Annotated in this window: 26 protein-coding genes and 2 pseudogenes; 4 read left to right on the top strand and 24 right to left on the bottom strand. The window is 55.1% G+C overall.

Features of this window, described 5'->3' with window-relative positions:
- Window positions 1-445: 445 nt before the first annotated feature.
- The 4 genes from yfeX to HV311_RS06955 form a co-directional block, all read right to left on the bottom strand.
- Complete coding sequence (gene yfeX / locus HV311_RS06970) at window positions 446-1,345, bottom strand: porphyrinogen peroxidase (RefSeq protein ID WP_016153939.1); 900 nt, start codon at window positions 1,343-1,345, stop codon at window positions 446-448.
- A 94-nt stretch (window positions 1,346-1,439) separates the two neighbouring features.
- Window positions 1,440-2,015 carry an RpoE-regulated lipoprotein gene (locus tag HV311_RS06965; RefSeq protein ID WP_016153940.1) on the bottom strand — a complete coding sequence of 192 codons (576 nt, stop codon included), beginning with the start codon at window positions 2,013-2,015 and terminating at the stop codon, window positions 1,440-1,442.
- A gap of 59 nt (window positions 2,016-2,074) precedes the next feature.
- Window positions 2,075-2,524: a DUF2919 domain-containing protein gene (locus HV311_RS06960; RefSeq protein WP_191220898.1), complete on the bottom strand. Its 450-nt coding sequence runs from the start codon at window positions 2,522-2,524 to the stop codon at window positions 2,075-2,077.
- Window positions 2,511-2,936, bottom strand: a complete 426-nt coding sequence (locus HV311_RS06955) for a GNAT family acetyltransferase (protein ID WP_003038048.1) — start codon at window positions 2,934-2,936, stop codon at window positions 2,511-2,513. The genes HV311_RS06960 and HV311_RS06955 overlap by 14 nt, the downstream gene beginning before the upstream one ends.
- A gap of 211 nt (window positions 2,937-3,147) precedes the next feature.
- On the opposite strand from HV311_RS06955, the gene amiA reads away from it, so the two are divergent.
- Together amiA and hemF are read left to right on the top strand one after the other, a co-directional pair.
- A complete protein-coding gene (gene amiA, locus HV311_RS06950; protein ID WP_016153942.1) occupies window positions 3,148-4,017 on the top strand; it encodes an N-acetylmuramoyl-L-alanine amidase AmiA in 870 nt (289 codons plus the stop codon).
- Between the two features lie 2 nt (window positions 4,018-4,019).
- A complete protein-coding gene (gene hemF, locus HV311_RS06945) occupies window positions 4,020-4,919 on the top strand; it encodes an oxygen-dependent coproporphyrinogen oxidase (protein WP_191220897.1) in 900 nt (299 codons plus the stop codon).
- Window positions 4,920-4,986: 67 nt separating this feature from the next.
- Here the strand turns inward: hemF and eutR are convergent, their stop codons facing one another.
- The 18 genes and pseudogenes from eutR to HV311_RS06855 form a co-directional block, all read right to left on the bottom strand.
- Window positions 4,987-6,039: an HTH-type transcriptional regulator EutR gene (gene eutR / locus HV311_RS06940; protein WP_019077354.1), complete on the bottom strand. Its 1,053-nt coding sequence runs from the start codon at window positions 6,037-6,039 to the stop codon at window positions 4,987-4,989.
- A gap of 48 nt (window positions 6,040-6,087) precedes the next feature.
- The gene (gene eutK / locus HV311_RS06935; RefSeq protein WP_191220896.1) at window positions 6,088-6,618 is read right to left on the bottom strand and encodes an ethanolamine utilization microcompartment protein EutK; all 531 of its coding nucleotides are present in this window, start codon (window positions 6,616-6,618) and stop codon (window positions 6,088-6,090) included.
- Window positions 6,619-6,629: 11 nt separating this feature from the next.
- A complete protein-coding gene (gene eutL, locus HV311_RS06930; protein WP_016153946.1) occupies window positions 6,630-7,289 on the bottom strand; it encodes an ethanolamine utilization microcompartment protein EutL in 660 nt (219 codons plus the stop codon).
- A 9-nt stretch (window positions 7,290-7,298) separates the two neighbouring features.
- Window positions 7,299-8,195, bottom strand: coding sequence for an ethanolamine ammonia-lyase subunit EutC (gene eutC, locus HV311_RS06925; protein ID WP_016153947.1), 897 nt, complete (start codon window positions 8,193-8,195; stop codon window positions 7,299-7,301).
- 20 nt (window positions 8,196-8,215) lie between these two features.
- Window positions 8,216-9,577 carry an ethanolamine ammonia-lyase subunit alpha gene (gene eutB, locus HV311_RS06920; protein WP_003038029.1) on the bottom strand — a complete coding sequence of 454 codons (1,362 nt, stop codon included), beginning with the start codon at window positions 9,575-9,577 and terminating at the stop codon, window positions 8,216-8,218.
- Between the two features lie 11 nt (window positions 9,578-9,588).
- Window positions 9,589-10,992 (bottom strand): ethanolamine ammonia-lyase reactivating factor EutA, encoded by a 1,404-nt coding sequence (gene eutA, locus HV311_RS06915; protein WP_094761073.1) that lies wholly within the window; start codon window positions 10,990-10,992, stop codon window positions 9,589-9,591.
- Window positions 10,989-12,221 carry an ethanolamine utilization protein EutH gene (eutH, locus tag HV311_RS06910; RefSeq protein WP_016153950.1) on the bottom strand — a complete coding sequence of 411 codons (1,233 nt, stop codon included), beginning with the start codon at window positions 12,219-12,221 and terminating at the stop codon, window positions 10,989-10,991. Before eutH ends, eutA begins: the two co-directional genes overlap by 4 nt.
- Window positions 12,222-12,248: 27 nt before the next feature.
- Window positions 12,249-13,436 (bottom strand): ethanolamine utilization ethanol dehydrogenase EutG, encoded by a 1,188-nt coding sequence (eutG, locus tag HV311_RS06905; protein WP_016153951.1) that lies wholly within the window; start codon window positions 13,434-13,436, stop codon window positions 12,249-12,251.
- Window positions 13,426-14,265, bottom strand: coding sequence for an ethanolamine utilization protein EutJ (gene eutJ / locus HV311_RS06900; protein ID WP_016153952.1), 840 nt, complete (start codon window positions 14,263-14,265; stop codon window positions 13,426-13,428). Before eutJ ends, eutG begins: the two co-directional genes overlap by 11 nt.
- Before the next feature lie 12 nt (window positions 14,266-14,277).
- Window positions 14,278-15,681, bottom strand: a complete 1,404-nt coding sequence (locus HV311_RS06895) for an aldehyde dehydrogenase family protein (RefSeq protein ID WP_016153953.1) — start codon at window positions 15,679-15,681, stop codon at window positions 14,278-14,280.
- An 11-nt stretch (window positions 15,682-15,692) separates the two neighbouring features.
- A complete protein-coding gene (gene eutN, locus HV311_RS06890) occupies window positions 15,693-15,980 on the bottom strand; it encodes an ethanolamine utilization microcompartment protein EutN (RefSeq protein ID WP_016153954.1) in 288 nt (95 codons plus the stop codon).
- A gap of 114 nt (window positions 15,981-16,094) precedes the next feature.
- Window positions 16,095-16,388, bottom strand: coding sequence for an ethanolamine utilization microcompartment protein EutM (gene eutM / locus HV311_RS06885; RefSeq protein WP_003835054.1), 294 nt, complete (start codon window positions 16,386-16,388; stop codon window positions 16,095-16,097).
- 35 nt (window positions 16,389-16,423) lie between these two features.
- The gene (gene pta, locus HV311_RS06880) at window positions 16,424-17,440 is read right to left on the bottom strand and encodes a phosphate acetyltransferase (RefSeq protein WP_191220895.1); all 1,017 of its coding nucleotides are present in this window, start codon (window positions 17,438-17,440) and stop codon (window positions 16,424-16,426) included.
- On the bottom strand, window positions 17,437-18,240 hold the full coding sequence (gene eutT, locus HV311_RS06875) for an ethanolamine utilization cob(I)yrinic acid a,c-diamide adenosyltransferase EutT (RefSeq protein ID WP_019077358.1): 804 nt from the start codon (window positions 18,238-18,240) through the stop codon (window positions 17,437-17,439). Before eutT ends, pta begins: the two co-directional genes overlap by 4 nt.
- A gap of 9 nt (window positions 18,241-18,249) precedes the next feature.
- Entirely contained in the window at window positions 18,250-18,951 is a 702-nt protein-coding gene (gene eutQ, locus HV311_RS06870; protein WP_094168970.1) for an ethanolamine utilization acetate kinase EutQ, read from the bottom strand.
- Complete coding sequence (eutP, locus tag HV311_RS06865; RefSeq protein WP_016153958.1) at window positions 18,929-19,408, bottom strand: ethanolamine utilization acetate kinase EutP; 480 nt, start codon at window positions 19,406-19,408, stop codon at window positions 18,929-18,931. Before eutP ends, eutQ begins: the two co-directional genes overlap by 23 nt.
- 12 nt (window positions 19,409-19,420) lie before the next feature.
- A complete protein-coding gene (eutS, locus tag HV311_RS06860) occupies window positions 19,421-19,756 on the bottom strand; it encodes an ethanolamine utilization microcompartment protein EutS (RefSeq protein WP_003037995.1) in 336 nt (111 codons plus the stop codon).
- A gap of 160 nt (window positions 19,757-19,916) precedes the next feature.
- Window positions 19,917-20,402 (bottom strand): annotated as a pseudogene (locus tag HV311_RS06855) (phosphate acyltransferase); the annotation flags it as partial.
- An 80-nt stretch (window positions 20,403-20,482) separates the two neighbouring features.
- On the opposite strand from HV311_RS06855, the gene HV311_RS06850 reads away from it, so the two are divergent.
- The gene (locus tag HV311_RS06850) at window positions 20,483-21,505 is read left to right on the top strand and encodes an IS110-like element IS5708 family transposase (protein WP_000156884.1); all 1,023 of its coding nucleotides are present in this window, start codon (window positions 20,483-20,485) and stop codon (window positions 21,503-21,505) included.
- Between the two features lie 239 nt (window positions 21,506-21,744).
- Here the strand turns inward: HV311_RS06850 and maeB are convergent.
- Window positions 21,745-23,559, bottom strand: a pseudogene (maeB, locus tag HV311_RS06845) (NADP-dependent oxaloacetate-decarboxylating malate dehydrogenase); the annotation flags it as partial.
- A gap of 280 nt (window positions 23,560-23,839) precedes the next feature.
- Here maeB and tkt point away from each other — a divergent pair.
- A complete protein-coding gene (gene tkt / locus HV311_RS06840) occupies window positions 23,840-25,834 on the top strand; it encodes a transketolase (protein ID WP_191220894.1) in 1,995 nt (664 codons plus the stop codon).
- On the opposite strand, the gene HV311_RS06835 is transcribed toward tkt, so the two are convergent.
- Entirely contained in the window at window positions 25,824-26,867 is a 1,044-nt protein-coding gene (locus HV311_RS06835) for a DUF1176 domain-containing protein (protein ID WP_016153961.1), read from the bottom strand. The genes tkt and HV311_RS06835 overlap by 11 nt on opposite strands.
- Window positions 26,868-26,972: the final 105 nt, after the last annotated feature.

The following is a 26,972-nucleotide window of genomic DNA, read 5'->3' as shown; positions in this document are numbered from 1 at the left end:
TGACCCTTTGTTGCAAAATGGTTAAATATAAATTCCGTTATTTTTCGGTCATTTTCAGATTACAAGACAGTCATTTTAATTGTCAACAAATGAAGGCATTAAATCAATTTATAGCGAAATTAATTACACTTATTATTTATTTTGTTTTCATAAATTGCATTAAAAAACTTGATCTTCCTCACATTTAAATTGTGATTTAATTCAGATATATTCAGAATTTTTAAAGTAATAAATTGGTATTAATAGTTTATTAATTCTAAATAATTCCATTTAATACCGTTGTCATAACCGAGAAACTGGCAGGTAAATAATAATGAACGTGGGAGGTGATTTTTCAGGGTGAGCGTCAACGCGAGTGCATCATCAGCATGGCGGACGTTGGGTGGTTCAAGGGAGAGCTATATTGTGCCAGATGGCGGCATCAGCGCCATCTGGCATCAAAAAATTACAGGGCCAGCAAACGATCCAGCGATGGCGCGAAATAATAGCCGCCGGTCACCGGTTTAGTGAAGCGCAGCATCGCGTCGCGCTTGCCGTCAGTGTCGCCAAACATGCTCAGCAGTTGCTGCTCGATGTTGTGCAAACGTGCGCAATAGGCACAGAAATAGAGGCCGTGCGTACCGCTGGCGGTGCCGTATGGCAGGCTTTGGCGCACAATTTTCAGTCCTTTACCATCTTCTTTGAGATCGACGCGGCTCAGGTGAGAAGTAACCGGACGGTCATCACCGTCGATCTCTTCATTGGCTTCCTTGGTACGCCCAATCATCATTTCCTGGTCATGAATGCTCATGCGGTTAAGCTGCTTCAGGTTATGTTCCCAACGCTGCACAAACACATAGCTGCCGCCAGCATCCACGCCATCTTTAATAACCGCGACTTCACGGCGCGTTTCAACGCCTGCCGGGTTTTCAGTACCGTCAACAAAGCCGCTGAGATCGCGCTCTTCAACCCAACGGAAACCGTGGATCTCTTCTTTGACTTCAATACAGTCGCCAAAGGCCTCCATTGCCGCCTGTGCAACGGAGAAATTCACGTCATGACGCAAAGAGAGAATATGAATCAGCACATCATACTGGGTGGCTGGCGCAAGACCTTTACCGTAAGGGATAAAGTCTTTTAACTCTTCTGCACCAACGCCGCCGCTCAGTGTACGCCAGGTGTTGTTGCCAAAAGCAACAACCGCGCCCAGATGCGCATCCGGGAACTTCGCTTCAAAGGTCGCCAGCTTATCGGCGAAGGTTTTGCTGGCCCCACGCAGGGCCTCAACGTCGCCTTTAACATTGGCTTCAATCCAAATCGCCGCACGGCAATGTTCTGGCAAAATGCCACTCTGAACCTGAGACATTGTTCCTCCTGAAAAAAAAGATGCCACGACATCGTGGCATTGATGGGCGCTATTCTACCTGTTTTTTTAACAAGCCGATTTGTTCAGACGCAAATTAACGCCGCCAGATAATTTTGCTTACTTTCCATGCTTTCAACGTATCGTCAGACGGCATTAAGCCCTCAGGCCCGCTCCACTCACCGGAAAAGACGTAGCTAATATGTTGACTTCCTTCTGCTTTACATTCAACACCCGCGCTGTCATCGCCAGTCGCCTTCTGACAATTACCAAAGGCTTTAGTGTAAAGGTCGCTAAACGGTGTACCGATTTCGACACCCGCAGAAGAGGGAATATCGCTGTCGACTACATCAATACGGCTAATCGTTCCCTGATTGCCATTGATAACCATCGCCAGCTTGTCATCTTTCATCGCTTCATAAAAGCGCACCACATTACCGTTATCGGTCTTCATCCCGCTACGCAGGCGGTAATCACCGTCCAGCGCATCAGCAATGGTTTTTTCATCCAGCGGGGTTGCGCCAGTCAACGCTCCGACGCCCTGCTCAGTGACCTGCGTTGAAGAACCAAACCAGTTCCACGGATTGGCGGCAGACCAGTTCACCGATGACAACGTTGAACACCCGGTCAATAGCAGCGGCATCGCGCATAAAGTCAAACGCAGTGATTTCATTTCACTTCCTTCCTTATTTATCAACGTTGCTTGGAGTCCGGTTTCGCCAAAAAGTGCCGTTATTCTTTCTCGAGGGAAAAACAGGCGCGCAGACGTTGATTAGTTAACAGCCAGATCAGCGCAACGACATCCGCCACCAGCAGCGCCAGCCCGACGCCGTTGACCGGATCGCCTGCCAGCCACATCACCGGCTGCCAGCACAGCAGCACCAGTTGAGCGAGGATCAGTAACCCGCGCAGCCAGCGCCATAACACAGGAAACGCAAAGCGTCGCCCGCTGAGTAAAAATGCCAATACCGCAGGAACGCCGGGAAGCAAACCCAGCCAGAAAGCGTCGTGATCGGGATAAAACAGATTCAGCAGCGCGTTGCCCTGCTCACGGGAAGAACCGGCAATCACAAACAGAACCCAGGTGCGCGCCTGCAGCAGCAGCACGCACCAGAAGAGAAAAGGCAGGCGCAGACGCCCATGAGCGTCATAGTCGGCCGGATGAAACTCAGTACTCTTCATCTTCGATCAAACGCTTGCCCAGATTGAGTACATCCGCATGTTCATAGCCCAGACGTTCATACATACCCTGTACGACGTCATTATCGTCACGCACCATGATTTGAATCTTCGGACAACCGCGGGCAATGAGCTTTTTCTCCAGCCGGTTGAGCAGCGCATTGGCAATGCCGCGACCGCGAAACTCAGGATGCACGCCCAGGTAATAGGCCGAGCCGCGATGCCCGTCATATCCGCCCATCACCGTACCGACCACCTCGCCATTCACTTCAGCGACCAGGAACAAGCTGACGTCATGATTGACTTTACGCTCAATGTCCATTTCAGGGTCGTTCCATGGACGCAGCAAATCACAGCGCTCCCAGAGGGTGATCACCTCTTCGAAATCTTCCTGGCGAAAAACGCGTATTTCCATGGTATTGGTTACCTTTTCAGGACGTTAAAAAGCGATTATGGCGCGAACGGCTGATTTAGCCAATATCTGACGCGAAGCGGCGGAAAAAATGGCATAATACGGAATTGTCACGTATTGAAATGAAAAGTAAAACAATTCTTATCCCGATCCGTCGCAACGGACAACGCGATACGATATAACGTTTAGAACCTTTTTTTACAACTCAGGCCGTATGAGCACTTTTAAACCACTAAAAACACTCACATCGCGCCGCCAGGTGTTGAAAGCCGGGCTGGCCGCCCTAACGCTGTCAGGCATGTCACAAGCCATCGCTAAAGAAGAAGCGCTTAAGACCAGCAATGGACACAGCAAACCGAAAGCGAAAAAAGCCGGCGCTAAGCGCGTTGTTGTCCTTGATCCGGGTCACGGAGGGATTGATACCGGCGCAATTGGTCGCAATGGGTCGAAGGAAAAGCACGTGGTACTGGCGATTGCCAAAAACGTGCGCTCGATTCTACGCAACCAGGGGATTGATGCGCGCCTGACGCGCTCCGGCGATACATTTATTCCGCTTTACGATCGCGTCGAGATCGCACATAAGCATGGCGCGGACCTGTTCATGTCGATCCACGCCGATGGTTTTACCAATCCGAGCGCTGCAGGTGCGTCGGTCTTTGCGTTGTCCAATCGCGGTGCCAGTAGCGCCATGGCGAAGTATCTGTCCGATCGTGAAAACCGGGCCGATGAAGTGGCCGGGAAGAAGACCACCGATAAAGACCATTTGCTGCAGCAGGTGCTGTTCGATCTGGTGCAAACGGATACCATTAAAAACAGCCTGACGTTAGGCTCGCATATTCTCAAAAAGATCAAGCCGGTACATCGTCTTCACAGCCGCAGTACGGAACAAGCCGCCTTCGTGGTGCTAAAATCACCATCAATTCCGTCGGTACTGGTCGAAACCTCGTTCATTACCAACCCGGAAGAAGAACGTCTGCTGGGTACGGCGGCATTTCGCCAGAAAATCGCCACCGCTATCGCCAATGGCATCATCAGCTATTTCCACTGGTTTGATAACCAGAAAGCACACTCGAAGAAACGTTAACCATGAAGCCCGATGCACAGCGCGTAAAACAGTTCCTGCTCAGCCTGCAAGATGATATTTGCCAGCAGTTATCCGCCGTAGACGGCGCCGAGTTTGTTGAGGATAACTGGCAACGTGAAGCAGGCGGCGGCGGGCGCAGCCGGGTGCTGCGTAACGGCGGTATTTTCGAGCAAGCGGGCGTCAACTTCTCCCACGTTCACGGCGAGGCAATGCCGGCCTCGGCTACCGCCCATCGCCCGGAGCTTGCGGGACGCAGCTTTGAGGCCATGGGCGTCTCGCTGGTGGTACATCCGCAGAATCCCTACATTCCGACCAGTCATGCCAACGTGCGATTTTTTATCGCGGAAAAACCGGGCACTGACCCGGTCTGGTGGTTTGGCGGCGGCTTTGACTTAACGCCCTACTACGGCTTTGATGAGGATGCGATTCACTGGCACCGCACGGCGCGAGATCTGTGCCAGCCGTTCGGCGAAGACGTTTATCCCCGTTACAAAAAGTGGTGCGATGACTACTTCTTCCTCAAGCATCGCAACGAACAGCGCGGCATTGGCGGGCTGTTTTTCGATGATTTGAATACGCCGGATTTCGACCACGGCTTCGCCTTTATGCAGGCGGTAGGTCAAGGCTATACCGAAGCGTATCTGCCCATCGTTGAGCGCCGCAAAGCAATGAGCTGGGGCGAACGTGAACGCAATTTTCAGCTTTACCGTCGCGGACGCTATGTGGAATTTAACCTGGTGTGGGATCGCGGCACGTTATTCGGTCTGCAGACCGGCGGCCGTACGGAATCGATTCTGATGTCGATGCCGCCGCTGGTGCGCTGGGAGTATGACTGGCAGCCGGAAGCGAACAGCCCGGAAGCCGCCCTTAGCGCGTTTATTCAGGTTCGCGACTGGGTGTAACCCCAGACAATACCAGCCCCCAGGCCGGATAAAACGCATTTGCGTCACATCCGGCACATTCATCGCATCATGCCCACTGGCGCATGCGCTGATGCAGCGTCAATGAAGGTTTTTCCGCAAACAGCTGCTGGTAGTCGGTGGCAAACTGCCCTAAATGCCAGAATCCCCACTGCATGGCGGCGTCTTTCACCGTCGTACTCTGCGACCACGGGCTTATCAGCTCGCGACGTACGGCGTTCAGGCGAATGCGTTTTAACCAGGCATTCGGACCGATACCAAGGATCGCGTGAAAGGCGTTTTGCAACGTCCGACGGCTGACGTGCAGTTGATTACACAGATCGAGCACGGTCAGCGGTTCTGACATATTTTCCAGCACATATTCACGCGCACGCGACAGCAGGCGACGATAGCTCTGATGGCTGATGCTCTCAGCCGTGATAATCGGCTGCGCTTCTTCCAGCATAGTGCCCATCGCCAGCAGCAGGTTATCGCCCAGCACTTTGCGTACCGCAGGTTGATGGAGGTTTTCCGGATTTTCGCTAAACGTCGCCAGCGCCTGCTGCACAAAGCCCCATAACGCGGCTTTGTGTTGTTCTTTAACTTCCAGCGCCGACTGGTTGCGCAGCATATGCAGCACTCTTTCCGGGTTATGCAGGAAGTTGGCCTGACGGGCAATCGCCTCTTCCGAAATGACGACACCCAGAATGGTGTAATCATCCGGCGTACTCAGTTCAAACTCTGTCCCGCCAGGGCGGGTGGCAATTTCAGCGTTCCCCAGACACTGGGTGCCAATAAATCCCTGTTCGCCGCGCGTGGCCGGAATACCAAACCAGAAAGAGTTCGGCCAGACAAGACACGACTGACGCAACGCCAGTCCGGTGTATTCACGGAACACCTGAATATCATCGAGCAGGATTTCCGTGAACTCGCCATGAAATTTTCCCGGATGTAACTGGTCGTAGATCTGCTGCCATGCGGTAATCGTCAGCGCATGCTCATACACATCCGTTGTTCGCCGCTGGTGAACGTTGTCCACCTCCACTTTCGGCGTAAGTTTAACGTCTTCGGGTAATGCTTCATGATAAAGATGGTGCAGGTTTGCAGTACGGTTCTTTTTCATGATCTTTTAAGCCGGAAGCTTCAACGAAGCCCCCGGCCCTCCGACAGGTTAATTTTTTAAGCGATAGCGACTACTGCGTTTACGCAACGCTCCGTCAGAAAAGAGCTGTTCCAGCGCCTTTCTGGCTTCATCAAGTGACCAGCCAAAGTGGGCAGCCACTTCCCCTGCCGTCATTCCTTGACGGACCGATGCCAACAGCGTCAGAAGTTGATCAGAGGATTCAGGCGTCAACGGGGCGTCCTGCATCCTCTGCGTTTTTACATCTGTTTTCACTTCTGGCTTCTGTTCTGGTTTCTTCGGCTGGCGCTGAAAACCGCCGATCAGCCACTGGGTATCATCGTCCGGTCGGCCGATTTCCTTACGGCTGATAACACGGCCTGTACGCGCAGCAGCGGCGCTACCGGCATCCAGCGCTGCGCGGCACGCCGCCAGATCGCCTTCCACCACCAGCGTCAACCGGCCAGGATCGAGCACTTCGTGGCTAAGCAGGCGCACGTTCGCGGCTTTCAGCATGGCATCCGCCGCATCCACGGCAGCGACCATGCCATCCACTTCCAGTAATCCCAGTGCATTGATCATCACAACCTCTCTTACGCGCGCTGGATTGGGTTACGGGCAATATCCAGAACGGCATCGGCAAAGGCGTTACATGCAGCTTTACAAGCAGCCTGGCTACCGGTCATAAACGCAGCCGAATAGTTGGTTTCTGACGGCGGCGGAACGTAAGTCACCAGTTGTACATCAGCCGATTTCAGCGCAGCATCAATACCAAATGTCGCTTCCAGCGGCGGCGCCACCAGATACGCCATCGGATCGCCAAGCCGGCATCCTGCGGTCGCCGAGAGATACGAGCCGGTACGCGAAACCACATGCGCCAGGAAGGCGGTATCTTCTGCGTCATTCGCCCACTGAAACGCCGCGCCGCTTTCAATATTGGCTACCATCGCGTCCAGACCTGCACGAACTTCAGCCGGGTTGGGTCCACCGAGCATAATCAGCACTTCACCCGAAGTTGGAGAGGGACTGTGCGCCGCGCCGGCATACAGCGAGCGGCCATAAACCACTTCCACCATTGCCTGTTTTGTCGCTTCGTCTGCGGCAATATACGCCACGTCATCAGAATCTGCTGTGATGAGTCCGAGGCTACGTATATGTGGCGGTAATTTAAGTTCACGGGCAAAACCGTCATTTACCGAGGCAATCACGCGCATTGCGGTGACTGAAGGTCTAATCAAATCTAATGCTGGCATGATGCCTCCTTAACGGGTCATATTGATGCCGGATGCTTTTTGCTCCAGCATGCGCTTGGCCAAATCCACAATGACCGCCGCCGCTTCAACCGGTGGCGTACCGCCCTGGTGAATGTTCGAGATACAGGTACGGTCAGCTTCAACGGTCGTCGCCACACGCGGCGAATAGACGGCGTAGCAAGAAAGGCTTTCCGACTGGCCCAGGCCCGGACGTTCCCCAACCAGCAGGATCACCGCTTTCGCGCCCAGCAGTTCGCCGATCTGATCTTCGATTTTCACGCGACCATAGCGAACAAAGAACGGCGTCCCGACCTTCAATCCGGCCTGTTTTAAGCCAGACAACAGCGGCGGCAGGATCTCTTCGTAGTTAGCGGTGATAGCGTCCGTAGACAGGCCATCAGAGATAATCACCTGCACATCCGGGTTCATTACACACTGTGATTTCAGCGCTTCAATGGCTTCCGCACTCAGACGGCGCCCCAGATCCGGACGCGTCAGATACAGGTTTTTGTCACTGATTTCCGAGCGCACTTCCAGCAGCCCCTGGGCTTTTACCCACTCTTCCGGCACTTCTTTCAATACCGTATCTTTCGAACGCGAGTGGTCGGCCAGGAAGCGCAGCAGCGCCTGGGTACGCGGACGTGGACCGGCTCGACCGGTACATACACGCGCCGCAGTGCTGCGACGCAGTTCAGTCAACACCTCTGCGCGGTGCGGATTCTCAACACCAATCCACGCTTTAGCCTCGGCTGAGCCTAAATCCATCGCACAGCTTTCACCGGTCGGCGCGGCACACTGGGTGGTGCTGCATTGCGCTTGTACTGCCGGCGCTTGAGCCTGCGGCTGCGACTCACCCATTGACGCCATCACGCTGCGTACAATTTCTTCAATCTGTTTTTGATCCATCGTGTGTCATCCCCGCGTCATCAGAAGAACAGTGACGGATCGCCCGCCCGTTTGGTCAGGCGACCGTTTGCCATAATGCCCATGGTTTCCAGCCAGCGTTCAAACTCCGGCGACGGACGCAGGTTCAGCAGCTGGCGCACGGTCGCGGTGTCGTGGAAGGCGGTGGTCTGATAGTTGAGCATGATGTCATCACCGAGCGGCATGCCCATGATGTAGTTGCAGCCAGCGGTGGCGAGCAGAATCATCAGGTTTTCGTTGAGGTTCTGGTCAGCATCAGCATGGTTGGTATAGCAGCAGTCGCAGCCCATTGAGATGCCGCTCAGCTTGCCCATAAAGTGATCTTCCAGACCCGCGCGAATAATCTGACGGTCGTTGTAGAGATACTCCGGCCCGATAAAGCCGACAACGGTGTTCACCAGGAACGGATCGTAGTGACGCGCCAGACCGTAGTTACGTGCTTCCATCGTCACCTGATCGGCACCGAAGTTAGCGCCAGCGGAGAGCGCAGACCCTTGTCCGGTTTCGAAGTACAGGCAGTTTTCCCCGGCGATACGGTTAAACTCAGCGCCCACTGCACGCGCTTCATCCAGCATGGCCAGCTCAACGCCAAACTCTTTTAAGCCTTTCTCGCTGCCGCAGATACTCTGGAAAATCAGCCCGCCCGGCGCGCCGCGACGAATGGCTTCGATCTGGGTAGTAACGTGCGCCAGGACGCAGCCCTGGGTCGGGATATTGAATTTGTCGATGACGCCGTACACGGTATCAAGTACGCGGCTTAAGTTTTCCACGTCATCGGTTACCGGGTTAACGCCAATGACCGCATCGCCCGCCCCGAAGGACAGACCTTCGTAGATTTGTGCCGCAATACTCTGCACGTCATCACGGGTGTCGTTCGGCTGTAAACGACAGCTGAAGGTGCCCGGCAGACCAATGGTGGTATTGGCCTTTTTGATCACCGGCATTTTCTTACCGCCGTAGATCAGGTCCGCGTTAGAGCAAATTTTTGCAACCGCTGCGACCACTTCCGACGTTAATCCTTTGCGCGTAAACGCAATGTCATCAACGGAGGTTTCATCGCTCAGCACGTACTCGCGCAGCTCGCTGATACTCCAGTTTTTGATGCGGTTATAGGCCGTTTCGTTGACGTCGTCCTGAATCAGACGCGTCACGCAGTCCTCTTCATAGGAAATCACCGGGTTGTTGCGGATATCCGCTACCGTCATTTCCGACAGCACCTGTTTGGCCGCCACTCGCTCTTGCGAACTGGTTGCAGCTACCCCTGCCAGCACATCCCCCGAACGCAGTTCGTTGGCTTTTGCCAGCACCTCTTTAACATCCTTAAACTGATAAACATTGCCGAACAATGTGGTCTTTAGTTTCATAAGTCGTTCCCTCAGGAAGGAAATGCGAGTGATTTCACCGTCACCGGCACAACCGATCCGCCAAAAAGAGGCGTACCAATGTCGATATAGTCCCCCGCCCGGACAACCACCTCATCGATGACTGCCAGCGGGTGTTGCTGTAACTGTGGGCGTAACAGCATGCCCAGGGCTTTACCAAAATCCTGCTCGGCTACCACCAGCAGGGGATGCGGATTCGGATGGCTCGCGACAAAGGCCAGTAGCGCATCAATAACCGTTAACAGCGCGGCGTAGCGCACCGGCAGCGAACCGGGCAGCGCCAGCACGTAAGCGTCTGTTTGCGGGTCCAGATCGAGCTGCATCAGCGCTTGTTGCCAGGCGGCCACCAAATCAGCCTCATCAACCGGAATCGCCACCGGCAGATTGCGCAGCGGAAGCGCCACACCTTCCAGCCAGATGGTGCTGCCCGAAAGCGACAGCGTATGCGCACCGGCGCCAATCACCGTGGCGCGCACGGTTTGCGCCGGGAACTGCACGTTCATCTCACGCAGACGCGGATGTTCATGCAGCGCCGTCGCTAACAGCGGCCCAATATCGGAAAAACAGAATGGATCGGCAGGCTGGTTGCGGTAGCACTCGCCCACCCCGCCGGACAACGTAATCACTTCCGGCTTCACACCCGTCGGCAACAGACTGGTTTGCATCAGCGCCTGCGCCAGCGGTGACAGCGTGCCGTCAATCACCTCAACGATCAGCGCCGCCATCCGTCGGGCCACCTGAACAAGCTGCGCCGCATTAAGGGTCCGGGCGTCGGTGCCAGGGCCAAATACGTCATCAACAATCATCTGTCCTGGCTGATGCGCATGCACCACCCGCCCCTGACCGTCCGTTTCCAGCAGTCGTCCGCCGACGTTCAGGCAGGCCGAACCGCTGACTTTTCCGGCATCGAACAGGACGTAGTTCGACGTCCCGCCACCGATGTCGATATTCAGTACGCGGCACAACTTCTGCTCTGACAGGGTTTGAGCCCCTGCGCCGTGACCGGCAATCACTGATTCCAGATGCGGACCGGCGCTGGCAACCACGAAGTCCCCCAGCGACTGAGAAAGCGTCATCACCGCTGGTCGCGCGTTGCGGGTTTTGGCACTTTCTCCGGTGATGATGATCGCGCCGGAATCGACGGTCTCAGGCGCAATTCCCGCCGCCTGATACTGGGCGAGGATCAGCGCCTTAAGTTCGGCCTCTTTCAACCCGCCCTGCTTATCAACGGGGGTAAAGAACACCGGGCTTTGCCAGCTAATTTCGCGTTTGATGAATTCGTAACGCGGCACCTGCGACACCGCCGCACGGTTGACCAGCTCAAGGCGCGAGAAGATCACCTGAGTGGTGGTGGTGCCGATATCGATACCGACGCTGAGTAGCTGGCGAGTATTCACGATTGCGCCTCCGGGTTGGTTTCTGCTGGTGCCGGAACATCTTCGTCTTTCGGTACCAACAGCATAGCCACACCAATCGCCGTCACGCCGCCAATCAGCTTGCCGACAATCATTGGGAAGATCATCGCGTTCATGTTGGCCGCGGCGAAACCTAAGTGGTCACCCAGAGCGAAGGCTGCGGAGACCGCAAAAGCGCAGTTGATCACTTTGCCGCGGGTATCCATATTCTTCATCATGCCGAACATTGGGATGTTGTTCGCCAGCGTCGCCACCATGCCCGCAGCCGCAATGTTATTGATTTTTAACAGGTTACCAACGCTCATCAGCGGCTTTTCAAACCAGCGGGTCAGCAGCAGTACCATTGGGTACGCACCCAGCAGCACGCAGGAGATAGAACCGATAACTTCGATGGCGCGCATCACTTCACCCGGCTTGTCACCCGGTGCCATGAAGATAGGATCAAGACCCGGAATCAGTTCCCAGCCGAGCAGGAATTTGATCACCGCTGCCGCCAGACCGATGGTGATCAGCGCCACCAGGAATTTCGCGAAGATCTGGAAGCCGTTGATCATTTTTTCCGGGATGAATTTCAGTCCCAGCGCCACCAGCACGGCAACGATCAGCACCGGGATCATGTTCATCAGGATCAGTGCGAAGGTGAACTCCACCGGCTGCCCGTTGATTTCGACACCGGAGTACATCGCGATCAAACCACCCGCAATACAGCCAATCGGAATGGTGACGATCCCAGCCAGCACGCCCAGCGCCAGATAACGACGGTCGGACGGCTCAATAATCCCCAGCGCAACCGGAATAGAGAAGACCAGCGTCGGCCCCATCATCGCCCCGAGGATCAGGCCGGAGTACAGCCACGCCGCAACGTCGCCGCCCGCCAGTTCCTTCGCCAGGAAGAAGCCGCCCATATCGCACGCCAGCAGCGTTCCGGCAAACATCGACGGGTTAGCACCCAACATTTCGTACAGTGGAATAATCACCGGCCCGAGCACATGCGCCAGTACCGGTGCCAGCGCGGTCATACCGACCATCGCCAGACCCAGCGCGCCCATCGCCATAAAACCTTCTTCAAACTGGCCGCCCGATCCCTCAATACTCTTCCCGAACTTACCGAGGAAGCGTGCCGAACCGCCGAACTGCGACAGGATCCTGTCCACGGCGGCAATCAGCATAAAGAACATCATGATGTACATGATGATTTCGTTAATTCCCATAACCTTCACTCCCTGTCATATGTGTATTTATTGTGCCGCCGCATACAACGCGATAATGTCGGCCTGCGTGGCGGTGCGTGGGTTACTGCGAATACAAATATCCTCCAGCGCGGCGTGAGCCCATGCGCTGTAATGCTCGGGCTTCGCCCCAACGTCAGAGAGTCGTTTGGTCTGGCCCACTTCGCTAATCAGCTCGCTGACGGCGTTGATGGCATCGCGATCGTCCGACTTCTTGTTGGTTAGCGCCCGTCCGATATGGCTGAAACGCTCACGACACACCATGCGGTTGAAACCCATTACTGTGGGCAGCAGCATGGCGTTAGCCTGTCCATGTGGGATGTGCAGCGTCGCACCCGGCTGGTGCGCCATCGCGTGACACAGGCCCAGCCCCGCGCTGGAAAACGCCATCCCGGCCATACAGGAAGCCAGTAGCATGCTTTCTCGCGCCGCCAGATCCTGACCATAGCCAACGGCCTTCGGCAGCGATTTACCTATCATCGCAATCGCGCCAATCGCCAGACTGTCGGTAAACGGCGTCGCGTTCAGAGCGCTATACGCTTCAACGGCGTGCGTCAGCGCATCGATCCCGGTCATCGCCGTTACGTGTGCGGGCACACCTTCCGTCAGCGCGGCGTCAAGAATCGCCACATCCGGCATCAGGGTTGCGTGGGCCAGCACTTTTTTAAGCCCGGTCGCGGCGTCGATAATCACCGTGACATTAGTGGTTTCTGAACCCGTTCCGGCGGTAGTCGGTACGGCAATCAGCGGCAGACGCGGGCGTAACGCGCTGCTCTCATCCATGTCTGCCAGCGTCTGGGTAGGATTGGTCACCAGCAACGCCACAGCCTTTGCGGCATCCAATACGGAACCGCCACCAAAGGCCACTACGCCATCGCACTTCGATTCACGCAGTTGCGCGACCGCCGCGCAGACGTCCGTAATGCACGGTTCGCCCACCGGACATGGCCACAGCGTCATCGCCACGCCTTTCATCGCCAGGCTGCGTTCCAGTGCGGCGGTCATCCCCGCCTGGTGCAGGAAACTGTCGACCATGACGAACATATGCGTCAGGCCGCGCGTTTGTGCTTCCTGTCCGCAGGTACTGAGCGCTCCCAGTCCACACAACGTAACCGGTGGAACGCTAAACGTTTTTACGCGTTGCAGATTCAGGGTATCGAATGCCTGAAAGAGCGCGGTCTGCAATTCAGCTTGCATAGATTCCTTCCGCTTTTTCTTTTCCGCTATTTGCAATCGCCAGCGGGGTCATAAACAGGCTGTGCTGGGGTAAATGCACCTGCAGTTCCGGGAAACGCTTACGAAACAGTTCATCAACGCCCGGCTGCATACAGGAACCACCGGCCAGCCATAAATCAGCCACGCCCTGTCCGGCAATATGGTGAGCCACAATTTCCGCCATTTTTTCGTAGACCGGCTTAACCACCGGCCAAATTTCTTTACCGTTGCTGCGTTTGTACTGCTCCGCCTCTTCCAACTGGATGCGACGGTTCCCGGCAAGCGTCAGAGAAATGTGGTGCCCGCCGGTCGCTTCATCGGCGGAGTAAGTCACCTTGCCTCGCTTCACAATCGCAATCCCGGTGGTACCGCCACCGATATCCACCACGCCAGCGTTATCAAGCTGCAACAGGTCTGCCACCGCGGTCGGTTCGTCGAGCACATGACTGACTTCAAGCCCGGCAGATTCCAGCACGTTGATCGAGATCCGTGGGTCAGTTCCCGGTGGAAACGAGGTTGCCGCGTGGGTAAAGCGGCAACCCAACTGTTGTTCGAGCGTATCGAGATGGCGACGAACGATGGTCACCGCACCGAAGAAATCCCAGACGATGCCATCGCGCACGACGTCGGCCCAGTCCAGGCAAACTGCAACCGGCTGTCCGTCACTGTCGACAACCATCGACACCACATCACACGTCCCCAAATCCACGCCCAGCCACAGCGGTGAATCGCTCTTTACGGGCGTCTGGTTACATAGCGTTGCCGCTTTTAGCAATCTGGGTGTCAGCCAACGTTGTTCGTCGTGCGCCATGTCGTTCACTCCTTATACAATTCTGAAGGCATCCACCAACACACAGCGACGCAGACGCACAAATGTGCGTGCGCTGGTCACCCCTTCCCCGGTTGGCGTGGTAATGGTCATCGTGGTCCAGCCTTCGCCGCCGAGTCCAAGACCGGCAATGCACGGTCCGTTCTTAACGAAAATGCTGGTATCAATGGCGTTTGCCATGCGGTTCATGTTGTCGATATTGCGCGAGTGCATCGCCGCCGTATGGTGACAGCCGCCTTCAAGCTTGACCGCCAGTTCAATGGCCTCATCGACGTTGGCGACCCGCACGACCGGCAGAACCGGCATCATCAGTTCGGTTACGGCAAACGGGTGAGTCGCAGAGGTTTCGACGAACAACAGCCGGGTTTGCTCCGGTACGTTCAGACCAATCGCCGCAGCGATTTTTCCTGCGTCGCGGCCAACCCAGTCACGACTGACCGTGCCTTTACCGCGTTCATCGACATTTTTAAGCAGCACCGGTTGCAGCTGTTCGGCCTGAGCCGTGGTCAGCTTGACTGCATGCTGGCTTTCCATCAGACGCATCAGCTCATCAGCGACGCTATCGACCACGATCAGCACTTTTTCGTCGGCGCAGATAATGTTGTTGTCAAACGAAGCGCCTTTGACGATCGACTGGGCTGCGCGTGCCAGATCAGCCGTTTCATCAACCACCACCGGCGGATTTCCCGCACCGGCGGCAATCAGACGTTTGTTGGTGTGCTTACGCGCGGCATCCACTACGGCTTCACCGCCGGTCACCACCAGCAGGCCGATGCCTGGGTACTTAAACAGACGCTGGGCGGTTTCGATATCCGGATTGGCCACGGTAACCAGCAGGTTTGCCGGTCCGCCTGCTGCAACTACCGCCTGGTTAAGCAGAGTGATAGCGCGCTGAGACACGCCCTTGGCAGCCGGATGCGGTGCGAAGACCACGCTGTTGCCAGCCGCAATCAGGCTGATGGCGTTGTTAATAACGGTCGCAGCCGGGTTGGTGGACGGTGTCACCGAGGCCACCACGCCCCACGGCGCATTTTCAATCAGCGTCAGGCCGTTATCACCGGTCAGAACCTGTGGAGACAGGCATTCCACGCCCGGCGTGGCGCGTGCCTGCGCCACATTTTTGGCAAATTTATCTTCAACGCGTCCCATGCCGGTTTCTGTGACGGCAAGTTCCGCTAATTCTCGGGCATGTTTTTCGCCCGCCTCACGTAGAGCCGTGATAGCCAGTTGGCGCATGGCAACGCTTTTCAGCCCTTGCTGGGCCAGTTTTGCTGCCGCCACTGCGTCATCCAGGGAGGCAAAAACGCCCATTTCTTGAACGGCACTGACGGGTTGGCTGCTGTCTTTCATTTTCAGCAGCACCGCTTTCACGACCTGTTCAATATCCTGTTGATTCATGATTTTCTGCCTTATTTATGGAAGATCACCTGACCACCTGCCACCACTTCATCAACAATGCCAATCACGCACAGATCGACAGGTGATGATTCGTTACGGTGCGCCTGACGGGCTGAGCTTCCGCTGACCAGCAGCACCCACTCTCCGGTTCCCGCCCCAATGCTGTCGATAGCAACAGCACATTGCCCGTCGGGATTTCCGCAGGCATCAATCATTTCCACCATCAGCAACTTGTCGTGCGCGAGCCCCTGATGGCGTACGGTACAAACAATTTGTCCTGTGACGATTGCCAGTTTCATACGCGCCTCCGTGGCATATTTCAGGTAAAACCTCCCCCTACCCTCCGCAGAAGGTAATGTGAAAAGGAGAGAGGGTGACGCCAGCAATGAAGTCTGTGGCGTCACATGGACGACTTACATGTCGTTGCTGTCGCCTTTAAAGCTGATCGGGAACACTTCTTCCAGATCGCCATGCGGACGCGGGATCACGTGTACGGAAACCAGCTCACCAATACGCTGTGCAGCAGCAGCACCAGCATCCGTTGCGGCTTTACATGCCGCTACGTCGCCACGGACCATTGCAGTAACCAGACCGCCGCCGATCTGCTTCACGCCGACCAGTTTCACGCGTGCCGCTTTAACCATTGCGTCAGAAGCCTCAATCAGTGCAACCAGGCCCCGGGTTTCAATCATTCCTAATGCTTCCATTGTGTTTTCCTCTCATAAGGGGTCCAGAACGGGACCTAAACAACCAGTGTGTGTGAGGCGTTTTCACGACTCATGTCAGTCTGACGCGGCACTGCTGCCACCAACGCCAGTTCGATAATTTCCTGTACGCTACAGCCGCGAGAGAGGTCATGAAGCGGTGCGGCAAGCCCTTGGATCAACGGACCTACGGCACGATACCCTCCCAGACGCTGGGCGATTTTGTAGCCAATATTGCCTGCCTCCAGCGATGGGAAGACCATCACATTGGCATTGCCCTTTAACGGACTGGCGGGCGCTTTTTGCGCGGCGACATCCGGAACAAAGGCGGCATCAAATTGCAGTTCCCCATCCACGGTAAGCTGCGGGGCACGCTCACGAACGATCTCCGTAGCCTGCTGCACGTTAGCGACGTTAGGATGACGAGCACTGCCTTGACTTGAAAACGACAGCATGGCCACGCGCGGTTCTTCACCGGTGATCGCCTGCCATGTCTGCGCGCTGGCAATCGCAATATCCGCCAGCTGTGCGGCTGTGGGCTGCGGCACGACGCTGCAATCGGCAAACCCTAATGCCGGCCCGAGGTACTGCGGCAGCATCAGGAAAATTGACGACAACGTTTTACAGCCTGGCTGTAGCCCAATAATGCGTAACCCAGCGCGCAGCACGTTTGCTGTCGACGACAAATTGCCCGCAATACAGACGTCAGCTTTACCCGCGCTAACCATGGCGGCGGCGAACATCAGCGGATCGTTGAGTTTTTCCAGCGCATCTGCAGGCGTTTTATCTCCCGCGCGGGCCAGCCAGCGCAGCGCAAACTCTTCACGCATGCACTGGTTGCTTTGCGGGTCGATAACCTGAATGCCATCCATCGCCACCCGATGGCTGAGGGCAAACTGGCGCAGCGCAAACGGACTGGCGACGAGAACAGGATGTGCCAGACCGTGCTGATGCAGGTAATTTGCCGCTTTCAACACCCGAACATCCAGCGCATCCGGGAACACCACCCGTGCAGGTGAGCGCTGGGCGAGTTGACGAGCACGTTCAATGATCATTGCTTCTCCCCCAGTCGCTGTTGAATTTGGCTAACCGTCAGTGGATGCTTCGCTACGCTCAGAATCATCATCACGTAGACCGTACTGGAAAGGCGATTGAGCGCCTGCATGATGTCCGGTCGCATCACGTCAAAACTACGGGTGATGAATACCTGGGCCGCCACCGTCTCCGTTTCACGAACTTTGGTACGCAGCAGATTAAGCAACGCGCAATCACGGCCATGACTGGCTTCAGGCACCAGATGGTCGTGGTCCAGATAGCGCAGCGGCTGATGCGAAAGCCGGTGTAAATCTTCGTCGCTTAAACCGACAATAGCTTGTGCTGCCAGCGGCTCGTCGATAGCGTCGGCGCGCATAATGTTGCCCAGACGCGAACGGATATCCGCCAGCCACGGCTGCCACGGTTCCGCCAGCTCTATCTGCAACCACACGGCCAGGGCGATGGTGCTGTCCAGCGCGGCGCGAAATCCCAGGCGCGGGTCACTTTTAGCGACCATCTTGTCCGCTGTCAGATGCGTCAGCGTGTCTGCTTTCTTCACCACCGGTTGATGACACAGTTCGCAACTGGCCTGTGGATGCGTATCGCTGCTGGTTAAACCATGCACCTGCTGCGGCTGCTGTTCTTCGTCATCAATAAACAGGCTGCCCTGCTCGTCGATATACTTAATGCGCAGATGTCGGCTTTCCAGTAATTCCCGGGCAGATGGCGTCAGGCGAGCGTCAGCGGGGAGATGAATTTCAGCCCCTTCGCTGAGCGTATGATTCGCTCTGAGCCATGCTTCGGTAATGAAATCCTTCATACATCCGCCTTAGCAGGACTGCCAGTTCGCAGGCCAGGCCACATACAGAAATTTCACCGTCGATGGCGTACCAAATTCGATGCTGGAGCCTTTCGGGATAAACATCACGTCCCCGGCTTTAGCAATCATGGTTTCACCTTCGTGGCGAACGTGCAGCTCGCCTTCCAGAATCATGTCGATTTCGTCGTAGTTCAGCGTCCATGGGAAAAAAGCGTTATCCCACTGCATGAACCCGGCGGCCATGCTGCTACCGTCCTGGTCGGTCACCAGATCGGTTAAACCCACGCAGTGCGGTTGTGCGCCGTCAAAACGACCAAACTTCACGCTGCTGCCGTCGATGACTTTGACGCCACCTTTGCCGGTCACCGAGTTAAAGCTCGGCTGCATTCCGCCCTGCTCCAGCGACTGTTTCTCCTTCATGACTTTGTCCATCAGTTGGGCGACCAGGCTTTCGGTAAACTGCCCTTCCGGTAACTGCGCAATGATGGTTTCGCGAATGCGCTGGCTTTCCGTTTTGCCATCATCCACCGCAACCGGTGCAGCAGCAGCGGTTGGCGCGGATTCATCGCATTCACTGATGGTGACGCCCAGCAGCTCCGCAACTTCGCGCGCCTCCGGGGTGATGATGCTGGCGCGCAGAACAACCGACATTTCCTGTTCGCCGCGTGCGTGGGCCGCACGAATATCGTTAGCTGTGATGAGTTTTTTCACCTGCCCTTTCCTCCTTTTGGCTGAGCTCAGTCAGATAATCCACCAGGTGCTGCACGCTGCGCGGGTCATGGCTGTTGAGTTCGAAAATCGGCTCCTGGAACCCTATCCCGCGAAGTAGTTGTCGCGTTGCGGCGACGTCGGCATCCGGCATGTCCGTTTTGCTGATAACGGCGATTTGTCGTTTACTGGCGCCGATATCCAACAGCCCGGCAGGTAAGCGACTTTCTTTATCATTTGCCGCGTGTATATAAATCAACGTATCAACATCCTGCAGCGTGGTAATTAAGGCGTGATACCAGCGCGGATGGCTAAAATATTCTCCTGGCGTGTCGATATCGCCATTTTCATTAAACTCCACGGCCTGTGTTTTTCTGGCGAGGGAATAATTTCCCTGTAGCGCATTAAAGAGCGTTGTTTTCCCCGCCCCCACCGTACCGACAAACGCAATACGTTTCATCGCCGCCTCTGATTAACTTTTTGTCAGGTTGCACAAAGTGAAATTTAATAACCGACCCAGACCGCTTACCGTCTGTAATAACGCTTCTTCTACCGCGCCTACCGAGCCGTAGATGACCAGCGCACCGCTGAATCGATCGAGAAAGCCGATATGTACATCTGCCGCCTTCATAGCTAAGTCACCGGCAATCATCGCGGTTTCGCCTGGCGTCAGCGTCATAATGCCGATGGCGCCCGCTTCGGGAACGCCGATCTTTTTTGCCAGTTCCTCACCAGGGTGCGCAATGAGATGCGCCAGCGTAACCTGTTTCCCCGGCACAAATTCCTGAATAATGCGTTCTTTTTCCATTGCTCACCGCCTCCGCTAAAACTGCCCTCATCGTGGCAATTTTTTGTCAGAGTAAATAACAAAATTCGGCAACCATGTTTAAAAGGTGAAGTGGATCACTAAGAAAGGGGAAATAAAAAGGCGCGGGAGAAACCCGCGCCGGAAATAAATTAAAGTGAAATTACAGCGGCTGAGTTTGGGCTTCTACGACCGCCAGCGCCACCATATTAACGATACGACGAACAGAAGCGATCGGCGTTAATACGTGAACCGGTTTCGCAACCCCCATCAGCACCGGGCCGACCGTTACGCCTTCAGAGCTGGAAACGCGTAGTAAGTTGTAACTAATACGGGCAGCTTCCATATTCGGCATCACCAGAATATTCGCTGAGCCTTTCAGCGGACTGTCCGGCATGCGGTCATGACGGATGCTTTCCACCAGCGCGGCATCGCCGTGCATTTCGCCATCAATCATCAACTCAGGCGCACGCGCCTTAATCAGCTCCAGCGCTTCGCGCATTTTGCTGGCCGACGGACAGTTAGATGAACCAAAGTTGGAGTGCGACAGCAGCGCTACCTTCGGTTCGATACCAAAGCGACGCACGGTTTCTGCCGCCATCACGGCGATTTCCGCCAGTTGCTCCGGCGTAGGATCGTCGTTAACGAATGGAAGGGACTTCCCCTAGATATGCGCCTGATTAACTTTCGTGCAATCATAGGATAAACATTGACCCAGAGGGATTCGTTATGACCATCACCACTGTCGGTATCGATCTTGCTAAAAATGTGTTTGCTGTTCACTGCATTGACCAAAATGGTAAAGCTGTTCTGGTTAAACCCAAGGTGTCGCGTGCAGCACTTTCTGAACTCATCGCAGGTTTACCTCCCTGTGTCATTGGAATGGAAGCCTGCTCGGGTGCCCACTATTGGGCAAGATTATTCAGGCAGTATGGCCATGATGTCCGGTTGATGGCTCCGAAATTTGTCTCACCCTATCGCATGGCGGGTAAGACCGGGAAAAATGATGCAGCTGATGCAATAGCTATTTGTGAGGCAGTGCAGCGGCCGCATATGCGCTTTGTACCAGTCAAAGACGAAAGCCAGCAGGCAATGCAATGCTTACATCGGACAAGACAGGGATTTATCCAGGAAAGAACAGCAACGTATAACCGTCTTCGGGGCCTGATATCTGAATTCGGGGTTATTGCCCCACAAAGCACTGATGCTCTGCGTCATGTTGTTTCTGACCAGAAGGAAACTCTGCCAGTACAGGTTAGGCTGTGCATTGATGATCTATTGACACATGTCACTAATATTGAAGAGAAAATCGCCGAATATGACAGGGTATTATCTCGTGTGGCCAAAACAGATCATCGCAGCCAGCAGTTAATGGAACTGAAAGGTGTTGGGCCCACCACAGCGAGTGCGCTGGTCGCCAGTATTGGCAATGCCCATGATTTTAAGAACGGGCGCCAACTGGCAGCCTGGTTGGGGCTAACGCCATCACAATACAGTAGTGGCGGAAAATCAAAGCTTGGCAGGATAACAAAAGCGGGTGATGCCTATCTGCGAACCCTACTGGTCCAGGGAGCCCGTTCTGTAATGGTAGGGGCAGAGAATAGAACGGACCCGTTTAGCCGTTGGGTCTGCTCGTTGATTGGTAGGCGGGGATACTGGCGTGCTGTCGTTGCAATCGCCGCCAAGAATGCGAGGTTGTGCTGGGCATCATTACATTACGGCGATGACTTCAGACTGTATTCAACAACATGAAAAATTTAACTGAGTAGTAACTGAACTGTAAATTGTTGATGGTAAAGGGTTAGACCCCCGTGAGAAGTATCTGCATATCCTACTGGATATCACTATCCGATTAACGAAGGAGGATCTCACGAGCGTCTTTCATCAGGGTCCGAATCACTAGCGATTCAGCATGACCGTTTATAGTAGCGCAGTCTTATCCCTTGCCTTTCATTGATGAACAGACAGAAATTAAAAACCGGCGTTGACTGTTCGGGGAAGCCCTTATAGTAGGTATCGGCGATAAAGGTGTTACCGCTTGGCAGCAGCAAGGCGTTCATCGCCCCGGCAGTATGCACGCCATCGCGATGACCAAACACCTCTTTCACCACGCTGAAGTGCTCATGGTAGTCGCCTATCGTACCGCAGATCATCGCATCCGCTTCGCCGCGCTGCACCATGATCGCGCCGATCACCGTGGTGTTGGCAATTACCGCACGCTGCGCCTGCTCCTGGGTAATACCACGACGTTTCATAATCTGGTAGTACTCGCTCCAGTACTCCTTAAAGCGCGGATCGGATTCATTGTTGACGATCTCAAAATCGACGCCCGCTTTGATCTGCAGACCCAGTTTCTGGATACGCATTTCGATAACGCTCGGACGACCGATCAGGATCGGTTTCGCCAGACCTAAAGTGATCAGCTCCTGCGTGGCATGCAGTACACGCGCCTCTTCCCCTTCAGTCAGCACCACGCGCTTCGGCGCTTTGCGTGCCAGAGAGAAAATCGGCTTCATGAACAGGTTGGTTTTGTAGACGAATTCGGTCAGCTTATCGATGTAAGCGTCAAAGTCGGCAATCGGACGCGTTGCCACACCGGAATCCATCGCCGCCTTCGCCACCGCAGGGGCGATTTTGACGATCAGACGCGGGTCGAACGGTTTCGGAATAATGTATTCCGGCCCGAAGCTCAGGTCCTGGTCACCATAGGCGGAGGCCACCACTTCGCTCTGCTCGGCGTGCGCCAGCTCAGCAATGGCGTGTACCGCGGCCAGTTTCATCTCTTCGTTGATGGCAGTAGCGCCAACGTCCAGCGCGCCGCGGAAGATGAACGGGAAGCACAGGACGTTATTAACCTGGTTCGGGTAGTCGGAACGGCCGGTGCAAATGATGGCGTCAGAACGCACCTCTTTCGCCAGCGGCGGCAGGATTTCCGGTTCCGGGTTGGCGAGGGCCAGGATCATTGGCGCACGCGCCATCTTCTTAACCATTTCCTGCGTCAGCACTTTCGGACCAGAGCAACCGAGGAAAATATCCGCGCCGTCAATGACATCATCCAGCGTACGCTTACCGTCATCCACCACTGCGTAAGCCGCTTTGGTTTCCGCCATGTTTGGTTCACGATCTTTGTAAATCACCCCTTTGGAGTCGCAGACCACAATGTTGTGTTTCTGCATACCCAGCGCCACCAGCAGGTTCATACAGGCAATCGCCGCCGCACCTGCACCGGACACCACCATACGCACATCAGAGATATTTTTCTCAACCACCCGCAGACCGTTAAGGATTGCGGCAGTACTGATGATTGCCGTGCCGTGCTGGTCATCATGGAATACCGGAATATTCATGCGCTCACGGAGTTTTTGCTCAATGTAGAAGCACTCCGGCGCTTTGATATCTTCGAGGTTAATGCCGCCAAACGTTGGTTCAAGCGCCGCTACCACGTTGATAAATTTATCCGGATCGAGTTCATCAACTTCGATGTCGAACACGTCAATCCCGGCGAATTTCTTAAACAGAACGCCTTTACCTTCCATCACTGGTTTACCGGCCAGCGCGCCAATATTACCCAGGCCCAGAACCGCAGTACCGTTGGAAATAACCGCAACCAGGTTGCCGCGTGCGGTGTATTTGTAGGCTGCCAGCGGGTCCTTTTCAATTTCAAGACACGGTGCAGCCACGCCCGGCGAGTAGGCCAACGCGAGGTCGCGCTGGGTTGCCAGAGGCTTGGTCGGAGAAACCTGGATTTTACCGGGTACCGGAAATTCGTGGAAATCGAGGGCGCTTTGTTTTAACTGGTCATCCATCTTGTTGTTCCTTTCACGTATCTATCAAAAAAGTGGCGCGGGTAACCATTCTACTGAGCCGCACATTATCACCTCAGTCAACGGCACAAACTTTGAAGGTCCCCATACTCTCACCATTCAAAGAAAGAATTTGTTATCAATTTATAACATCTATGTTACCTGCTTAAGCCAGCAATACCATGCTTGTCTGCTATGCTTTTTGCTGACAACGCCCGCAATTATCTCAAAAGTGTGAATCACAACACGCATCTAACACTTTACTTTTCAAGGAGTATTTCCTATGACCCGTAAAGAGCTTGCCAATGCCATTCGTGCGCTAAGTATGGATGCCGTCCAAAAAGCTAACTCTGGCCACCCTGGCGCACCAATGGGGATGGCCGATATCGCCGAAGTACTGTGGAACGATTTCCTGCGCCATAACCCGTCCGATCCCACCTGGTACGATCGTGACCGGTTTATTTTATCCAATGGCCACGCCTCAATGCTGCTTTACAGCCTGCTGCATCTTTCCGGCTACAACCTGCCGCTCGAAGAGTTAAAGAACTTCCGCCAGCTCCATTCGAAGACGCCAGGACACCCGGAAATTGGCTATACGCCGGGCGTGGAGACCACCACCGGACCGTTGGGTCAGGGTTTAGCCAACGCTGTCGGAATGGCGATTGCAGAACGCACGCTGGCGGCGCAGTTTAACCAGCCAGACCACGAGATTGTTAATCACTATACCTGGGTCTTTATGGGCGACGGCTGTCTGATGGAGGGCATTTCTCACGAAGTGTGCTCGCTGGCGGGCACACTGGGACTTGGCAAACTCATCGGCTTTTACGATCACAACGGCATCTCAATTGATGGCGAAACCGACGGCTGGTTTACCGACGATACCGCGAAACGCTTTGAGGCCTATCACTGGCATGTGGTGCACGAGATTGACGGTCATGACCCTGAGGCGGTGAAAAAAGCGATTCAGGAAGCACAGGCCGTTACCGATAAACCGTCGCTGATTATCTGCCGCACGGTGATTGGTTTTGGTTCACCGAATAAAGCCGGGAAAGAGGAAGCGCACGGCGCTGCGCTGGGTGAAGAAGAAGTGGCGCTGACCCGGCAGAAGTTGGGGTGGCATCATCCTGCCTTTGAAATCCCCAAAGAGATTTACCGGGCGTGGGACGCTCGTGAAAAAGGCGAGAAAGCCCAACAGAGCTGGAATGAGAAATTCGCCGCTTATCGACATGCGCATCCGGATCTGGCGGCAGAGTTTACCCGCCGGATGAGCGGTGGACTGCCGGAAGAGTGGGAAGAAATGACCCAGAAATATATCACCGAGCTGCAGGCCAATCCGGCCAAAATCGCCACCCGTAAGGCCTCGCAAAATACCCTGAACGCCTACGGGCCGATACTGCCTGAGCTGCTTGGCGGTTCGGCGGATCTGGCGCCCAGCAACCTGACCATCTGGAAAGGCTCCACTTCTCTTAAAGAGGATCATGCAGGAAATTACATCCACTACGGCGTGCGGGAATTTGGCATGACCGCGATTGCCAACGGTATCGCTCACCACGGGGGCTTCGTACCGTACACCGCAACGTTCCTGATGTTTGTCGAATATGCCCGTAATGCCGCACGCATGGCAGCGCTGATGAAAGCCCGACAAATCATGGTTTATACCCACGACTCGATTGGCCTTGGGGAAGATGGTCCCACGCACCAGGCCGTCGAACAGCTCGCCAGCCTGCGTCTGACGCCTAATTTCAGCACCTGGCGACCCTGCGATCAGGTTGAAGCGGCGGTAGGCTGGAAGCTGGCGGTCGAACGCCATGACGGGCCAACGGCGCTGATCCTCTCGCGGCAAAATCTGGCTCAGGTTGAGCGGACGCCTGAGCAAGTGCAGCAGATTGCCCGCGGCGGCTATGTGCTGAAGGATGGCGGCGGTAAGCCGGATGTTATCCTGATTGCTACCGGTTCAGAAATGGAAATCACGCTGCTGGCGGCGGAAAAACTGACCGGTGAAGGTCGTAACGTGCGAGTGGTTTCTCTGCCCTCAACCGATATTTTCGACGCCCAGGATGAGGCGTATAGGGAATCGGTCCTCCCCTCAAACGTCAGCGCGCGCGTGGCGGTAGAAGCAGGAATTGCCGACTACTGGTACAAATATGTTGGGCTGAAAGGGGCGATTGTCGGTATGACGGGTTATGGGGAGTCGGCTCCGGCAGACAAGCTGTTCCCGTTCTTCGGCTTTACGGTGGATAACATTGTCGACAAAGCGCATAAGGTGCTTAACGTGTGATCCACAGCGTGGGCCAGGCATCTGGCCCATGCCAGTTATCGCAGCTTGGCTCTTGGGCATAGCGCACCAGACGAAAACGCTGGCCGTCGTAGCGCCAGCGGGTCTGGATACCGCAATCTGCCAACCCTCGTCCTTTAGCGAGGGTTACCAGCTCGCGCGACTTCTCATCAAACGTGGCGTTGGTCAGCTCCATATCGCGACTTTCCGCATCCGTTTTAAAAGGCAGGCTTAGCCGTACCGCCCGTGACGTCAACGGGGTAGTACGTGAAACCACCCACGCCAGATCGATGGTGTTATATGCCCCGGCTTCACAGCCGATCATCAGCAGCGCTTTATCATCCGTTAAGGCCGTGACGCGCATCTCGCGACGCAGCGGATCGATCGAACAGCGAATACCGTTGATCCGCCAGTTACCGTAATCCAGCAATTCACTGCGCTCTTGTTGCGTGAGAGGCGTTGGCGTTGGGTTAATCACAGCCACGCCTTTTAAAGCGGGAGCGGGAGGCACGCTGAGCGGAGGCTCGTCGCCTTTTTCGATCCATGCGGTTTCGCTACCGACCCGTTTTTGCTGGGCGTCGATAAAAAGCAGCGCGGCTTTTAGCCCGACCAGGGACAGGTTTTGCGCCCCTTTTTGCAGGGTTATCGCCTTCGCGTCCTGTACGGTTGTTAAAAATGCGCTGATGGTGGCCGGATCATCGGTCATCAGTTGCCAGGGAGTAATACGCCAGTGTTCGCCGCGAAGCGGTAGCGGCGCGCCATCCAGTAGCAGACGTGGCGCAATATCGCTCTCTTTGGCTGTTGGCGATTCCAGCCCACCCAGTTCAATACGCAACACGGCGTCGGTATGTGCCCCGGCACTGCGGCTCAAGGTCATGACCAGGCCGTGATGTTCTCCGGTATTGCGCGCCACGCAAAAGTTTTGGTTATTGCACGTCACCTGCCAGTCAGAAAACGTCTGTTGCGCGGGCGCGGCCCACAGCAAACGGACGGGTAACAACCCGAGCAGGAAAAGTAAAATAACGCGATAGCGCATGGACGGTACAACCCCGAAGTCAAAACACACAGCCTAAGCGGTATCTTCCTTGCGCGACTGATGTGGCTCAATAAGAATCGTCGGATTGGCCGAAAATTTGTAAAG

Source organism: Citrobacter sp. RHBSTW-00881 (genome assembly GCF_013728515.1).
Classification (GTDB): domain Bacteria; phylum Pseudomonadota; class Gammaproteobacteria; order Enterobacterales; family Enterobacteriaceae; genus Citrobacter; species Citrobacter braakii.
This window is presented reverse-complemented; position numbering and strand designations above follow the sequence as displayed.

Excerpts from the sequence above, each read along its gene's own strand:
- yfeX (WP_016153939.1), bottom strand. The coding sequence starts at position 1,345 with ATGTCTCAGGTTCAGAGTGGCATTTTGCCAGAACATTGCCGTGCGGCG.
- HV311_RS06965 (WP_016153940.1), bottom strand. The coding sequence starts at position 2,015 with ATGAAATCACTGCGTTTGACTTTATGCGCGATGCCGCTGCTATTGACC.
- HV311_RS06960 (WP_191220898.1), bottom strand. The coding sequence starts at position 2,524 with ATGAAGAGTACTGAGTTTCATCCGGCCGACTATGACGCTCATGGGCGT.
- HV311_RS06955 (WP_003038048.1), bottom strand. The coding sequence starts at position 2,936 with ATGGAAATACGCGTTTTTCGCCAGGAAGATTTCGAAGAGGTGATCACC.
- amiA (WP_016153942.1), top strand. The coding sequence starts at position 3,148 with ATGAGCACTTTTAAACCACTAAAAACACTCACATCGCGCCGCCAGGTG.
- hemF (WP_191220897.1), top strand. The coding sequence starts at position 4,020 with ATGAAGCCCGATGCACAGCGCGTAAAACAGTTCCTGCTCAGCCTGCAA.
- eutR (WP_019077354.1), bottom strand. The coding sequence starts at position 6,039 with ATGAAAAAGAACCGTACTGCAAACCTGCACCATCTTTATCATGAAGCA.
- eutK (WP_191220896.1), bottom strand. The coding sequence starts at position 6,618 with ATGATCAATGCACTGGGATTACTGGAAGTGGATGGCATGGTCGCTGCC.
- eutL (WP_016153946.1), bottom strand. The coding sequence starts at position 7,289 with ATGCCAGCATTAGATTTGATTAGACCTTCAGTCACCGCAATGCGCGTG.
- eutC (WP_016153947.1), bottom strand. The coding sequence starts at position 8,195 with ATGGATCAAAAACAGATTGAAGAAATTGTACGCAGCGTGATGGCGTCA.
- eutB (WP_003038029.1), bottom strand. The coding sequence starts at position 9,577 with ATGAAACTAAAGACCACATTGTTCGGCAATGTTTATCAGTTTAAGGAT.
- eutH (WP_016153950.1), bottom strand. The coding sequence starts at position 12,221 with ATGGGAATTAACGAAATCATCATGTACATCATGATGTTCTTTATGCTG.
- eutG (WP_016153951.1), bottom strand. The coding sequence starts at position 13,436 with ATGCAAGCTGAATTGCAGACCGCGCTCTTTCAGGCATTCGATACCCTG.
- eutJ (WP_016153952.1), bottom strand. The coding sequence starts at position 14,265 with ATGGCGCACGACGAACAACGTTGGCTGACACCCAGATTGCTAAAAGCG.
- HV311_RS06895 (WP_016153953.1), bottom strand. The coding sequence starts at position 15,681 with ATGAATCAACAGGATATTGAACAGGTCGTGAAAGCGGTGCTGCTGAAA.
- eutN (WP_016153954.1), bottom strand. The coding sequence starts at position 15,980 with ATGAAACTGGCAATCGTCACAGGACAAATTGTTTGTACCGTACGCCAT.
- eutM (WP_003835054.1), bottom strand. The coding sequence starts at position 16,388 with ATGGAAGCATTAGGAATGATTGAAACCCGGGGCCTGGTTGCACTGATT.
- pta (WP_191220895.1), bottom strand. The coding sequence starts at position 17,440 with ATGATCATTGAACGTGCTCGTCAACTCGCCCAGCGCTCACCTGCACGG.
- eutT (WP_019077358.1), bottom strand. The coding sequence starts at position 18,240 with ATGAAGGATTTCATTACCGAAGCATGGCTCAGAGCGAATCATACGCTC.
- eutP (WP_016153958.1), bottom strand. The coding sequence starts at position 19,408 with ATGAAACGTATTGCGTTTGTCGGTACGGTGGGGGCGGGGAAAACAACG.
- eutS (WP_003037995.1), bottom strand. The coding sequence starts at position 19,756 with ATGGAAAAAGAACGCATTATTCAGGAATTTGTGCCGGGGAAACAGGTT.
- HV311_RS06850 (WP_000156884.1), top strand. The coding sequence starts at position 20,483 with ATGACCATCACCACTGTCGGTATCGATCTTGCTAAAAATGTGTTTGCT.
- tkt (WP_191220894.1), top strand. The coding sequence starts at position 23,840 with ATGACCCGTAAAGAGCTTGCCAATGCCATTCGTGCGCTAAGTATGGAT.
- HV311_RS06835 (WP_016153961.1), bottom strand. The coding sequence starts at position 26,867 with ATGCGCTATCGCGTTATTTTACTTTTCCTGCTCGGGTTGTTACCCGTC.